This is a genomic window from Domibacillus sp. (genome assembly GCF_031181085.1).
In the GTDB taxonomy this organism is placed as follows: Bacteria; Bacillota; Bacilli; order Bacillales; family Domibacillaceae; genus Domibacillus.
Map to the genome: position 1 here is coordinate 287,144 of NZ_JAPSLE010000004.1, position 12,671 is coordinate 299,814.

Sequence of the window (12,671 nt, forward strand, 5' to 3'; positions counted from 1 at the left end):
ACCGTGTTTGTTCCCATATTTCACGTCTGAGAAACTGGGCATACCCTCATCTGCTAAAAATAAAAAAAATCGAAATATTTATTATTCACTGACTGCAATCCTGATTGTACGCATGTAAATGTAAAAAAGCTGCCCTGAACAGGACAGCTTTTTCTTATTGAAACACAATCGTTTTGTTGCCGTGCACGATAATGCGGTCTTCTAAATGCCACTTAACTGCCCGTGCCAGAACACGCCGTTCAATCGAGCGGCCGATTTTTTTCAAGTCCGCCACATGATCGCGGTGATCTACACGTTCAATATCCTGTTCAATGATCGGCCCTTCATCCAAATCATTGGTTACATAGTGAGACGTCGCACCGATCAGCTTCACGCCACGGTTGTACGCACGCTCGTACGGACGCGCACCGATAAACGCCGGCAGAAACGAGTGATGAATGTTAATAATTTTGTTCGGATACTTCTCTACAAATTCTGGTGTTAAAATTTGCATGTAACGTGCCAGCACGATGACATCGACATTATGCTCTTCAATCAAGCGTGACTGTTCCTCTTCCACCTGCCGGCGAATGTCTTTGTTTGCCGGGATGTGATAGAACGGAATACCGAGCGATTCAACCATCCCCCGAGCTTCTTCGTGGTTTCCAGCTACGAAGGCGATATCCGTCGGCAGATCGCCGCTTTGCCATTCCCATAAAAGCTCCAGCAGGGCATGCGGTTCTTTTGAAACAAAAATGGCTGTTTTCTTCCGCTCGCTTCCGTATGCAAAGCGGAACTCCATACTAAAGTTCTCCGCAAGTGACGAAAACTCTTTTTCCATAGTATCCCGCTTGTCCGTTAGTCCTTCGCAGTCAAATTCGAGCCGGATAAAAAAAGTGCCGCCTTGCGGATCACTCGTATACTGGCTTGACTCAATAATATTCGCACCCTGCTCAAACAAAAATTTTGACAGAGCAGCGACAATCCCCGGTCCATCTGGACACTTTACAAGCAGGCGGCCCCGGTTTTCAGGACGGCTCTGTCTACTCGGTACGTTTTCGGGTGAATTTATATTTGCATTCATCATGTACACTCCAGTTTTTCAGTTTAATTTCAATTTCCTCATTATATACGATTCCGCCTGCTTTGAAAATATATTCAGCCCTTCGCCTGGATTCGTGCTATAGTAAAATAACAAACTGACTTGTTATTGGAGGCAAAGCAATTGGAGAAACAAGAACAATGGTCGTCGAAGCTCGGTTTTATTTTGTCCTCAGCCGGCGCGGCGATTGGACTTGGGGCGATTTGGAAATTCCCTTATGTAACCGGTCAAAGCGGCGGCGGCGCTTTTTTGCTTTTATTCGTTATTTTCACTCTTTTAATCGGGCTTCCTATGCTGATTTCAGAATTTATTATTGGACGCGGTTCCGGCCGGGAAGCGGTTGGTGCTTATAAAAAATTCGCGCCGGGTTCTTTTTGGACACTCACAGGTAAAATTGGCGTAGCCGGCTGCTTTTTACTGCTTTCTTTTTACAGCGTAGTCGGCGGCTGGGTACTGATTTATACCATCCGTGCTCTGTATGGCGGCGTCATCGGCAGCGGTGATCCGGGCGCCGTATTTGGCGCGATGACCGAAAACGGATGGCTGACGATTGGCGGCCACGCTCTTTTTATGCTGCTGAACATTATTGTAATTGCAGCCGGAATCCAAAAAGGCATCGAGTTTGCCAGCAAATATATGATGCCTCTTTTATTTATTTTCTTCATTATTTTAGTGATCCGTTCCTTAACACTCGACGGAGCAATGGAAGGCGTGGCATTTTTCCTGCAGCCGGATTTTTCGAAAATTAATGCAGAAGCTGTTTTATACGCACTTGGACATTCCTTTTTCTCACTGGCTGTCGGATTTTCCTGCATGGTCACCTACAGCTCGTATTTAGGTAAAGATGTGAGTATTCCGTCGTCTGCCGGTTCTGTGGCGATTATGAATATTTTTGTTTCCGTTTTAGCAGGACTTGCCATCTTCCCGGCCGTTTTTGCATTCGGCTTAGAGCCGACAGCTGGGCCTGGACTTCTGTTTGTCGTACTGCCGGCTGTTTTTTCGCAGATGCCTTTTGGTGAATTGTTCTTATTTATGTTTTTACTGCTGTTTTTGTTTGCAACGCTTACTTCTTCGTTCAGCCTGCTTGAAATTATCACCGCGGCTTTTACGAAAGGCGAAGCAGCATCACGTAAAAAGATTTCACTTATCTCTGGTATCGTTGTTTTTCTGGCGGGTATTCCTGCGGCTCTGTCCTTTAGTGCGTTCGCCGATATTTCCTACTTCGGCCGCAACATTTTTGATATGACCGATTATCTCGTCAGCAATATCCTGCTGCCGCTCGGCAACCTGCTGATTGCACTGTTTATTGCCTGGCGGATGGATCAGGCGATTGTAAAAAGCGAGTACGAACTCAATGCCGGCCGCTTTGGCTCTACGTATGCGTACTGGCTGCCGCTTATGCGCTGGATTGTGCCGATTACAATTGCGGTCGTATTTGTTTATACGATGAGCCAATTAAAAATGTAACCTAAAAAGCGTTCACGAATCCAAAACGGATTCGTGAACGCTTTTTTTATTTTTCTTTTATTCGTTACATGCCTATTCATGCTTTAAAGTGCAGCGGCATATACTTCTTCCCTTGTACAGCCTTGTACAGCCGCTGTTTGATCCGTTTCTTCCGCTGCCTTTTTCTCCTGCTTCGGCTCACGTTCCAGCATCTTTTGCCGCTGTTTGATTAAATCAGCCAGCGGGATCGGCTTCGGCAGCTGTCCTAAAATGGAGGACGGCAGCTTTGTACCAGGAGCATATACGGCTAAAAAGGCATTCGCCATTTGCAGATAGCCTGCGCCGTTTGGATGCACATCGCTCGGGTTCGGCACATACTCTACTCCGTCCAGTCCAAAATGGTCCGCCACCGGAACAAAGACGGCACCCGCCCTCTCTGCTTCTTGTTTAATGATCTGGTTCAGCAGGTTCAGCTGCTCACTAACTGCCGGCTTGTGCTGGTCGAACACATGAGGATACGGGAAATAATAACCCATTGCATAAATATCCGCCTGCGGGTTCAATGCTTTAATTTTCTTAAGCAGCACTGCATAGTTTTCCCTCACACCGTTTAAGGCAAAAGCAGCCGTTACTGCGTTAAAGGTAAGCAGCCCGCGCTTCGAGTCATTTTGAATAAGCGGCAGAAGGTCATTCGCACCCGCTGAAATGGTAATGAGGTCAGCCGACTGAATGGCCTTTTTCCCCGCCGCACTTTCCACCTGGCTGATCACCTGACTTACCGTGTAGCCGGGAATCGCCAGCTCCTTTGAATAAGAATCCGGCCGGATCGCAAGCGCAATCATATCTGCATACCCTGCTCCAATTTCCCGGTTCGGCGTCTGGCCCGCCGCAAGCGAATCACCAATCGCTATATAATGGATGGCCGCCGCCTGTCCAGGGCTGGCGATACTGCCGAAAACAAAAAAGAACAACAGCAAAGCCCGTCTGATCATACGCGCCACTTCCTTTACTCATTCTCCTCCTTATTGTATCAAAAGAATGAGCTTTTACGCTTGAACAAACTGTTTTATGCACCAGTCATTGTAAATGTAAAAGCGAGATCAATACGTTGGATCTGTTTTTCTTGAAAATAAGCAACGTAATAAATAACCGTATCGTCCACGTGGTACACAATTCCGTCAAAAGAGTGAGCCAGAAGATAGTCTTTAGTGATCCGGCCAATCCATGCATAAACATGTTCCGGGCGAACAGCAGGCATTGCTCTTTCAGCATATTTCCACTCAAGTGCATCCCGCCTAAGATCTGTTTCTGTGTAACGGCAGTTAATGACCATAGGCCGATCCAGCTGGATGTCCTGCTTTAACACGGCTGCCCGGCTGCTTCCTTCTGCTTCCGCGTGACAAAATGCATAGTGGGCAGCAAGCTTTGCATCGCTGATTAAATAAAGGCCAGGACCAAAAATAGACCGCGCTTGAACGCCGTCTTCAAACTGCCGCCTTTCCATCCGCTCATAACATTGAGTGGCGACTACACGTTTCGCTTCTCCAAAACTCACTCCACGATAACCCATTCTTTTCATTCTCCCAGCCTCCATTTCACGCTTTATTGACCGGCAGGCAAACGTTGCAAGGTAAAATTGAGTTCAGCTTACCATATTCGCTCAAATAGATTTCGGTTATTGGCAGAAAATCTTACCTTAAAATGAAAAGAAAGCAATAAAAACCTGCCGCTCCTTCGTTTTGAAAGAGAGACAGGTTTTTATTTAAATATTGTTTAGTATTTATCGAAATACTGCTGGATTTTCTTCGGATCACTCGTTCTTGTTAAAGTCAACATTAACAAAATCCGGGCTTTTTGCGGATTTAAGGAATCGGCAGAAACAAGGCCGTCTTTGTCGTCTGAAGGGCTATGTGTGACGACTCCGCTGCCTGCACGTGTAGAGCGGACAATGGCTACTCCTTCTGCTGCCGCATCTTTTGCTCCTTCTCTTGCGATACTCGACATGGACCCATTACCAGAGCCCGCTACAACAAGTCCTTTGGCTCCTGCTTCCACAGCGGCATCATACAAATATCTTCCTTCATTTTGGTAAGAATATAAGATATCTACTTGAGGAAGCTTTTCAATTTTTGAAATATCAAAAGCAGTCTGTGTAGTATGCTTCTTATTTAAGATGGAGCTGAAATAAACACTTTCACCTGCAAAACCGCCTAAATAGCCCTGCTCTATGGATTTAAATGTATCGAGAGCTGTTGTGTTTGTTTTTGTTATGTAACGCGCTGCACCAATTCGGTCGTTAAACGCAACCATAACGCCCTTTTTCTTCGCGTATGGATTTGCCGCCAGTTTCACAGCATTATATAAATTCATCGGCCCATCAGCGCTAATGGCTGTAGCCGGACGCATCGCACCGACCACCACGATCGGCTTTGTGCTTTTTACGACCAAATTAAGAAAATAAGCTGTTTCTTCTAATGTATCTGTCCCGTGTGTGACGACAATTCCATCCACATCATCGGACGCAAGCAGCGTATTAATACGCTTGCCAAGCTTCAGTAAAATATCGTTGTTTATTTCCGGGCTGCCGACGTTGACAATCTGCTCTCCACTTACATCAGCCAGCTTTTTCATTTCCGGCACAGCTTTGATCAAGGTTTCCACACCGAGTTCCCCGGCATTGTAATCCGTTGTGTCCGTATTACTCGCAGAAGAGCCTGCGATCGTACCGCCGGTTGCTAAAATTTTCACGTTTGGCAGATCGGTGTCCGCACTCTTAACCGTTGTAGAAGCAGTTGTTGTGGCTGCCTGTACGGATAAACCCGTATAAACCCCTACTCCTGGAGCTAATAAACAAACAGACATAACAGATGCACCTATCATTTTTTTAAGCTTCATCAAACTGTCTCCTTCCGCTGCTACGAATATATTGTACAATTTTCACTATATACGCTTTACATATTTAATCATCATTTCATGTAACATTTTCTAACATAAATTTTATTTGTGTTTTCGTTTTTCAAACAGAAAACAGCCTTTATCCGTTTTACTTATACGGATAAAGGCTGTTTTGAGATCTTTTACTGCTAATCTTCCGTGAGAAAGCGGTCAGGATCCAGCGGCACCCGCTTCTTCGTATGTGCCTCCGTATGAGTTTTCACTTCCCCTTTTCGCTTCGACAATGATCGTTCCAATGTATTTGCGTGCATCAGCTGTTAAAAGATGTAGTTCCTTTCGTTCAATATGCCGTTCAAACTCGATAAAATCCCCTTCGAGTGTTTCTCTTACTGCGATAATCCGGTAGCCGTCATCGAGGAGTCCATCGATGGCTTCCTTTTCTTTTATAAACCCTTTGTAATCAGACATTTTCCCTCACCCCTTTTTACAATTTTTCAATTGCAGCCGGCGGCAGTTCATCAGCTGCCGTTTCGCTTTCTGATGGAATGGTCCAGTCACGGCCGACCGTCACGCCAAGGTATTTATCGTCACTTGGGTCTTCCAGCTCAGCTTGCTTGTATGAGCGGAACCACCAAAACTTCGCTAATACATAATATGCAGCGGCGCCGACCGCAAAGCCGACAAAAAACGAATAGGTTGAAAAGATGACGGCAAGCGTGCCGCCTATAACCCAGGAAATAATGCCGGCCCAATTCACGCCGTAATGATAGCGGTACTGCCCTTTCATTTCATACAAGTCCGGCACATTCACACGGCGCCTGCGGATCAAATAATAGTCTGCAAACAAAATGCCGACAATGGCGGCCAGCACCCCGCCGACAACAAGCAGAAACGGCATTAAAACATTAAATAAGTTCCACGGCTGGGTGACCATGCCGATCACGCCTGCTGCGATTACACCCGCATAAAACGGTACTTTCGGGCCGCCAATATTTGAAAACACAGTGGCAGCCGGGACAAGATTGGCCGCTGTATTCGTGGACCACTGGGCAAAAACGATAAGCAGCAGCAAAACGGCCAGCACAAGCCCGCTGGATGTTTCCTGTAAGGCGGCAACCGGATCATAGTTACCGACTGCAATAAAAGCAACACCGCCAATCGCTACCACAAAGGTTTGCGTAAGCGGCATGGCAATTAAACTGCCGACCAGTACACTTTTGTTGCGTTTGATCCAGTTCCGCTCAAATTGCGGAGCTTTAATAAAACGGGAGATCGAAGAAATATCGGCCGCCAGCGTCGACCAATACCCCATGTTCCCAAGAACCACGACCATAAAGGCATTAAACAGCAAACCGCCGGTAAGCGGGTTTTCCACCCAGGACCAAACATTTTTATCGGCAGCCGCCGCCTGGTCGGCCAGTGTGACATACATCCAGAGTGAAATTAAAATGATAATAGGCGCAGCTAAATCTGCAAATTTTTCAATCGATTTGATCCCAATAATTGTATTGGCGACCTGCACCGCCACAAAAGCTAAAAAGCAGACGAACCAGTTGTCAAAGCCAAATATCACATTTAAAATACCGTTGATCGCCATAGCGCCGAAATACGTGTTGATTCCGAACCACATGGATGCGGCAATACCGCGGATCGCTGATGGGATATGTGTTCCGATTGTTCCAAACGGCGCACGCATATAAACGGGAAAAGACAGCCCATGCTCGATCCCGATATCGGCAATAATGGAAATAAACAGACCAATCAGCACACAGCCGATAAAAGAGGCGGCAAGCACCCATGAAAGCGGCATTTGTTCCACCGCCGCTCCGCCGATGGCAAAAGCAGCCAGCACAACCGCCATCCCAATCCACATAAGCGCAAAACCAAACGTCCCAATTTTACGGTCACGGTGAGCAATCGGCAGCAAATCCGGCGATTTTAAATAACGGCTGGGCTCTTTCATTTATGATTCCTCCTCTTTCATTGGATGATTATTGGGCAATGATAGCCTGACGCGCCTGCGTACTGTTATAGCGGCTTCTTTTAATGTACTGTCCGCTTCCCGGCTTGCCGGTAAATTCCCCTTCCCGAATGACAAATTCACCACGTGAGAGTACGGAGACGGGCTCACCTGTTACTTTCATTCCTTCAAAAGCGCTGTAATCGACATTCATATGATGGGTTTCGGCAGAGATCACCCGCTCTTTGTTTGGATCAAAGATGACGATATCTGCATCGCTGCCGACCGCAATCGTGCCTTTTTGCGGGAACAGGCCGAATAGTTTTGCTGAGCGGGTCGACACGAGATCAACAAACTGGTGAATGGAAATGCGCCCTTTTTCCACTCCTTCCGAAAACAGCAGGCTGAATCGGTCCTCAATGATCGGGCCCCCGTTTGGAATTTTTGAGAAGTCATCCCGTCCGAGATCCTTCTGCCCATTAAAGTTAAAAGAACATTGGTCAGAGCCGATCGTTTGCAGCTGGCCATTTTTCAGTGCGTCCCACAGTACATCCTGGTTCCACTTTTCACGGAGAGGCGGTGACCAGACATATTTAGCCCCTTCAAAATCCGGCTTTTCTAAATCATGTTGATCGAGCAGCAAATATTGTGGACAAGTTTCGCCCCAAACTTGGAAGCCTTTTTGGCGTGCCTCTGCAATCTTATGGGCAGCTTCCGCACACGACACATGTACAACGTACAGCTGGGAATTTGCCAGGCCGGCCAGGGCGGCTGCACGTCCGGTTGCTTCTCCTTCTACTTCCGGCGGGCGTGTAAGCGCGTGATAAATCGGTTCCGTGTGCCCTTTTTCCAGGGCGTCGTTTATGAGGTAATCGATCACATCACCGTTTTCCGCATGAACCATCACGAGAGCGCCATGCTCTTTTGCTGTGAGCAGCGTACGGAACAGCGTTGCATCATCTGCTTGAAACACATTTTTATACGCCATAAATACTTTGAAGGACGTAATACCTTCTTTTTCAATCACCTCTGGAATCTCCGCCAGCACCGCGTCATTGACTTCCCCAATCATCAAGTGGAAGCCGTAGTCAATGACGGCTTTATCCTTTGATTTCTCATGCCACGTACGGATCGCTTTTTGCAGCGGCTCCCCTTTGTTTGTCAGACAGAAGTCAATGATGGTCGTTGTGCCGCCAAACGCGGCTGCCATCGTCCCCGTTTCAAAATCATCTGCTGTGACTGTACCGCCAAACGGCATGTCCAGATGTGTATGAGGATCAACACCGCCTGGGAACAGGTAAGCACCTTTTGCATCAATCACTTCATCTGCCGCTTCCTCCAGCGCAGTACCAATTTGAGTTATTTTGCCATTTTCAATGAGCAGATCCGCTTCGTATTGATCCACTGCTGTTACAATGACCCCGTTTTTAATGATTTTTTTCATGCTTATCCGCTCCTTTTCTTTAGGCAATCGGCTGTTTAATAGCCGCCTGGCGTTCGTTCCAAGTCATTGGCGGGCCGCTTGAAATTTCCATCATGTCGATGGCGCCGTCCACCGGGCAGACAATGGAGCAAAGATTGCAGCCGACACAGTCTTCCTCACGAACCTGCAAATATTTGCTGCCATCTGAAGACGTCAGCATCTCGATACATTGATGTGCTGTATCTTCGCAGGCGATATGGCATTTATTACAGTTGATACATGTATTGCGGTTGATATGGGCGACCACTTTGTAATTTAAGTCGAGATTGCCCCAGTCGGAATAACGCGGAACGGTCCGGCCCATTAACTCTTCAACAGAAGCAAGTCCTTTGCTGTCGAGATAATTGCTTAAGCCGTCGATCATATCTTCGACAATGCTAAACCCGTGGTGCATTGCCGCTGTACATACCTGAACGCTGCCAGCGCCCATTAAGATAAACTCGGCCGCATCTTTCCATGTGCCAATGCCGCCAATGCCCGAGATCGGAACGTTAATTTCCGGGTTGCGTGCGCATTCCGCCACCATATTTAAAGCAATTGGCTTTACGGCCGGACCGCAGTAACCGCCATGCGCTCCTTTTCCTGCCACGTGCGGAATCGTATTCCACGAATCCAGATCCACACCGGCGAGGCTGTTGATCGTATTAATCATGCTGATCGCATCCGCCCCGCCCTGTACAGCCGCCCAGGCAGTGGCCGTAATATCGGTAATGTTTGGTGTCAGCTTGACGATAACCGGTGTACGGGCGGCTTCCTTCGCCCACATCGTCTGCTTTTCCACCAGCTCCGGTACTTGTCCGGACGCCGCACCCATGCCGCGTTCTGCCATGCCATGCGGGCAGCCGAAGTTTAATTCGAGCCCGTCCACACCGGCCGCTTCTACTTTTTTCACAATTTCATGCCACTTTCCCTGCTTTGGTTCAACCATCAAGGAAGCGATGACAGCATGATTTGGAAAGCGTTTTTTCGTTTCGTAAATTTCTTTTAAATTCACTTCAAGCGGCCGGTCTGTAATGAGCTCTATGTTGTTAAAGCCTGCGACACGCTGGCCGTTAAAGTGCAGCGCCGCAAACCGGGAGGATGTATTAATAATCGGATCACCGAGTGTTTTCCATACGGCGCCGCCCCAGCCGGCTTCAAACGCCCGCTGCACCTGATAGCCGGAATTGGTTGGCGGTGCGGATGCCAGCCAAAACGGGTTAGGTGATTGGATTCCTGCAAAGTTTATACGTAAGTCTGCCATCTAAATCTCCTCCTTTTAAGATGTTTGCGCCATGCCAGAGCCGACAAACTGTTTGTAAATCGAGTAAGCCGCCCGTTTTCCCTGTTCTGCTGCTGTAACGACCATTGCATCCCCCTGCCCATCACCAAAAATCACATCTCCTGCCGCATACACTTTCGGATTAGAGGTCTGGAGTGTGTCCAGGTCCACTTTCACGGTGCCCCATTTATGAGTTAACCCAAATGCTTCAATCAAGCCGGTATAACGCTTCTGCCCAATCGCACGAATGACCGCGTCCGCTTCGACGGTAAACTCGGAACCCTCAACCGGTACGGGCCGGTGGCGGCCGGATTCATCAGCAGCGCCAAGTTCCATCCGGATACACGTTACGCCTTTTACCGCCCCCTTTTCATCCTGTACAATTCCAACCGGCTGTGTAAGCCAGCGGAACTCCACTCCTTCCTGCTTAGCAAATTCGTACTCAAATTCATAAGCGGTCATTTCGGCTTCAGTTCGCCGATACAGTATTGTCACATCGGCGGCACCGAGCCGGACCGAGCATGTCGCTGCATCAATCGCCGTGTTGCCAGCGCCAATGACGACTACCTTCTTTCCGATCAAATGGGTATCCACCGGCGGTATTTTCGTCGATTCTACAAATTCAATCGCATCGTAAACGCCTTTGGCCCCTTCTCCCTGGATGCCGATAGGCGGAACACTGGCCATTCCAACCGCGAGCACCACAGCATCATAGCTCTCCAAAATGGCATCCGGACTGATATCGCGGCCGACAATGGTGTTTGTATGAATGGTAACGCCCAGGCTCTCCACCTGCTCGACCTCCCACATGGATACGCGCTGCGGAAGACGGAAGGATACGATGCCATGAGTATCAAGGCCGCCCGCTTTTTCCTTCGCTTCGAAAATGGTAACTTCAAATCCAAGGCGCGCCAGTTCACGCGCTGCGGACAGCCCCGCCGGACCGCCGCCGATAATCGCGGTCGACTTTCCATTTTTTTCTCCCGCCTTAAACAGCTGCGCGTGATTATGTATCGCCCAGTTAGTGGCATGCCGCTGGAGGTTGCCGATCATAATTGGCTGTGACGCGTGGTTAAGGACACAGGCACCTTCACACAATTCTTCTGTCGGACAAATACGCGCACAGCTTGCCCCGACCGGATTGGCTTCCATAATCACTTTGGCCGACCCTTTTAAATTGTCTGAAGCAATTTTTTTAATAAACGACGGAATGTTAATCGAGGTTGGACAAGCTGTAATACAAGGTGCGTCATAGCAATACAAGCAGCGATTTGCTTCATCCATTGCTTCCTTGGCCGTTAAATCGGGTTCAATTTCGAGAAAATTTTGAGACAGGTCTGTTAGTGAAACCGAACGGTTCTTCATTCGATTCATGTGCATGTTCGTTCCCCCTTGCATGTTTTCTGTCTATTGATTATTTATTGATTGCATCTTAAAATATTTATACAGCAAACAAAAAACGCACACATCATTTTTGGTATATTTTCTGACAAACGAACTTTAGTTAGTGTAGGATGAAGAGAATACCAACGGAAGAAGTGACACATGTGAACAGGAACGAATTGGAGCAGCGAATCAACGAATATGAGTCCCAGCTTGAACAGCTTCGCGGCCAGCTGGCGGCTGTTTCCGAGCAGGAAGAAGAGCGTAAACAGTTCGTCTCATCCAAAGAAATCATCGAGCTCATCCGGCAGCACACGGGCCGTGAATTAAATATGTCTACAATCAAAAGATGGGCAGATGAAGGCTATCTTGGCGAGGTGCTGGATGAAAAGCAGGCATTCCCGGCGCTCCGCACAAAACAGGGCAAGAAGCGGTTTATCTATCTGAAAGAGACTGTATATCATTTCTTGTTTGAAAAAGGCTATTTGGTCCCTGCTTTTGAGGTGCTGGACCAGGTATGGATCGGATCGGAGCGTGCGATAGTGATGGATTCCGTTCTTCAACAAGGGGAGTTTCATTATACAGTGCAGATAGAATCAACCTTTACTATACAAAAAGGGGTTAAAGAATCCTGCTTGCGAGGGGGAGAGGTGTAACGTGAAGGCCAAAATTTCCATTCGAAATACACGAGATAACCAGGAAAAAGCACGTCTTATCCGGGATGAAAACCGTAACAGCGGGCATTCGCTGGCCATTTCTTTTTCAGAAGATGCCAAAGAGATCTTTTTTGAGGGCAGCATGATTCAAGTGCCGGCCAGTGTTCCTTTTGATGACATTACTGTGCTTGAAGGACAGGTAAAAAAACGTGAAGGCGGCTTTGATGTGCAGCAGGCCGACAAAGGAAAAACCGTCAACCTGCATTTAGATGCCGGCCTCGTTGCGGAGCTGAATGAAATTCGCCAGCATGTGATGAGCAAAACCCAGCATGATATCATTTTAGAAATCTTTAAAAAAGGGCTCGATCATTATAAATGATTGATCTGAACCCAAAAAGTTAGACACGAGTATTAGGCAGCTTCCTGGGCATGAATCCGGTATTGAACCGGAGTCATGCCCTTTAATTTTGCCTTGATTCGTTTCTGGTTATAATACGTTATGTAGC

General features: G+C 47.7%; 13 protein-coding genes. 3 read left to right on the forward strand and 10 right to left on the reverse strand.

Annotation, left to right across the window (positions count from 1 at the left end; translation table 11 throughout):
• Nucleotides 1-154: 154 nt before the first annotated feature.
• Nucleotides 155-1,063, reverse strand: coding sequence for a formyltetrahydrofolate deformylase (gene purU, locus RIN81_RS08840; protein WP_309089370.1), 909 nt, complete (start codon nt 1,061-1,063; stop codon nt 155-157).
• 141 nt (nt 1,064-1,204) lie between these two features.
• On the opposite strand from purU, the gene RIN81_RS08845 reads away from it, so the two are divergent.
• Nucleotides 1,205-2,548, forward strand: a complete 1,344-nt coding sequence (locus RIN81_RS08845; protein ID WP_309089372.1) for a sodium-dependent transporter — start codon at nt 1,205-1,207, stop codon at nt 2,546-2,548.
• An 83-nt stretch (nt 2,549-2,631) separates the two neighbouring features.
• On the opposite strand, the gene RIN81_RS08850 is transcribed toward RIN81_RS08845, so the two are convergent.
• The 8 genes from RIN81_RS08850 to RIN81_RS08885 form a co-directional block, all read right to left on the reverse strand.
• Nucleotides 2,632-3,519, reverse strand: coding sequence for an SGNH/GDSL hydrolase family protein (locus RIN81_RS08850; protein WP_309089374.1), 888 nt, complete (start codon nt 3,517-3,519; stop codon nt 2,632-2,634).
• Between the two features lie 74 nt (nt 3,520-3,593).
• The gene (locus RIN81_RS08855) at nt 3,594-4,106 is read right to left on the reverse strand and encodes a hypothetical protein (protein WP_309089376.1); all 513 of its coding nucleotides are present in this window, start codon (nt 4,104-4,106) and stop codon (nt 3,594-3,596) included.
• A 194-nt stretch (nt 4,107-4,300) separates the two neighbouring features.
• Nucleotides 4,301-5,422, reverse strand: a complete 1,122-nt coding sequence (locus tag RIN81_RS08860) for a type II asparaginase (protein ID WP_309089378.1) — start codon at nt 5,420-5,422, stop codon at nt 4,301-4,303.
• Between the two features lie 210 nt (nt 5,423-5,632).
• Nucleotides 5,633-5,890, reverse strand: a complete 258-nt coding sequence (locus RIN81_RS08865) for a hypothetical protein (RefSeq protein ID WP_309089380.1) — start codon at nt 5,888-5,890, stop codon at nt 5,633-5,635.
• A 16-nt stretch (nt 5,891-5,906) separates the two neighbouring features.
• On the reverse strand, nt 5,907-7,385 hold the full coding sequence (locus RIN81_RS08870) for an NCS1 family transporter (RefSeq protein WP_309089382.1): 1,479 nt from the start codon (nt 7,383-7,385) through the stop codon (nt 5,907-5,909).
• 28 nt (nt 7,386-7,413) lie between these two features.
• Nucleotides 7,414-8,826: a dihydropyrimidinase gene (gene hydA, locus RIN81_RS08875; protein ID WP_309089384.1), complete on the reverse strand. Its 1,413-nt coding sequence runs from the start codon at nt 8,824-8,826 to the stop codon at nt 7,414-7,416.
• Nucleotides 8,827-8,845: 19 nt separating this feature from the next.
• A complete protein-coding gene (preA, locus tag RIN81_RS08880; protein ID WP_309089386.1) occupies nt 8,846-10,108 on the reverse strand; it encodes an NAD-dependent dihydropyrimidine dehydrogenase subunit PreA in 1,263 nt (420 codons plus the stop codon).
• A 15-nt stretch (nt 10,109-10,123) separates the two neighbouring features.
• The gene (locus RIN81_RS08885) at nt 10,124-11,500 is read right to left on the reverse strand and encodes an NAD(P)-dependent oxidoreductase (protein WP_309089413.1); all 1,377 of its coding nucleotides are present in this window, start codon (nt 11,498-11,500) and stop codon (nt 10,124-10,126) included.
• 173 nt (nt 11,501-11,673) lie between these two features.
• Here RIN81_RS08885 and RIN81_RS08890 point away from each other — a divergent pair, with 173 nt between their 5' ends.
• Both RIN81_RS08890 and RIN81_RS08895 read left to right on the forward strand, forming a co-directional pair.
• Entirely contained in the window at nt 11,674-12,165 is a 492-nt protein-coding gene (locus RIN81_RS08890; protein WP_309089388.1) for a hypothetical protein, read from the forward strand.
• A gap of 1 nt (nt 12,166) precedes the next feature.
• Entirely contained in the window at nt 12,167-12,544 is a 378-nt protein-coding gene (locus RIN81_RS08895; RefSeq protein WP_309089390.1) for a hypothetical protein, read from the forward strand.
• 32 nt (nt 12,545-12,576) lie between these two features.
• Here the strand turns inward: RIN81_RS08895 and RIN81_RS08900 are convergent.
• Nucleotides 12,577-12,671 (reverse strand): IS3 family transposase (locus tag RIN81_RS08900; RefSeq protein ID WP_309089391.1); only part of this gene is annotated, 95 nt, incomplete at its 5' end.

What these genes read in the sequence shown, in the direction of transcription:
- RIN81_RS08855 (WP_309089376.1), bottom strand. Translation starts at nt 4,106, where the DNA reads ATGAAAAGAATGGGTTATCGTGGAGTGAGTTTTGGAGAAGCGAAACGT.
- hydA (WP_309089384.1), bottom strand. Translation starts at nt 8,826, where the DNA reads ATGAAAAAAATCATTAAAAACGGGGTCATTGTAACAGCAGTGGATCAA.
- RIN81_RS08865 (WP_309089380.1), bottom strand. Translation starts at nt 5,890, where the DNA reads ATGTCTGATTACAAAGGGTTTATAAAAGAAAAGGAAGCCATCGATGGA.
- RIN81_RS08885 (WP_309089413.1), bottom strand. Translation starts at nt 11,500, where the DNA reads ATGAATCGAATGAAGAACCGTTCGGTTTCACTAACAGACCTGTCTCAA.
- RIN81_RS08870 (WP_309089382.1), bottom strand. Translation starts at nt 7,385, where the DNA reads ATGAAAGAGCCCAGCCGTTATTTAAAATCGCCGGATTTGCTGCCGATT.
- RIN81_RS08860 (WP_309089378.1), bottom strand. Translation starts at nt 5,422, where the DNA reads ATGAAGCTTAAAAAAATGATAGGTGCATCTGTTATGTCTGTTTGTTTA.
- preA (WP_309089386.1), bottom strand. Translation starts at nt 10,108, where the DNA reads ATGGCAGACTTACGTATAAACTTTGCAGGAATCCAATCACCTAACCCG.
- RIN81_RS08850 (WP_309089374.1), bottom strand. Translation starts at nt 3,519, where the DNA reads ATGATCAGACGGGCTTTGCTGTTGTTCTTTTTTGTTTTCGGCAGTATC.
- purU (WP_309089370.1), bottom strand. Translation starts at nt 1,063, where the DNA reads ATGAATGCAAATATAAATTCACCCGAAAACGTACCGAGTAGACAGAGC.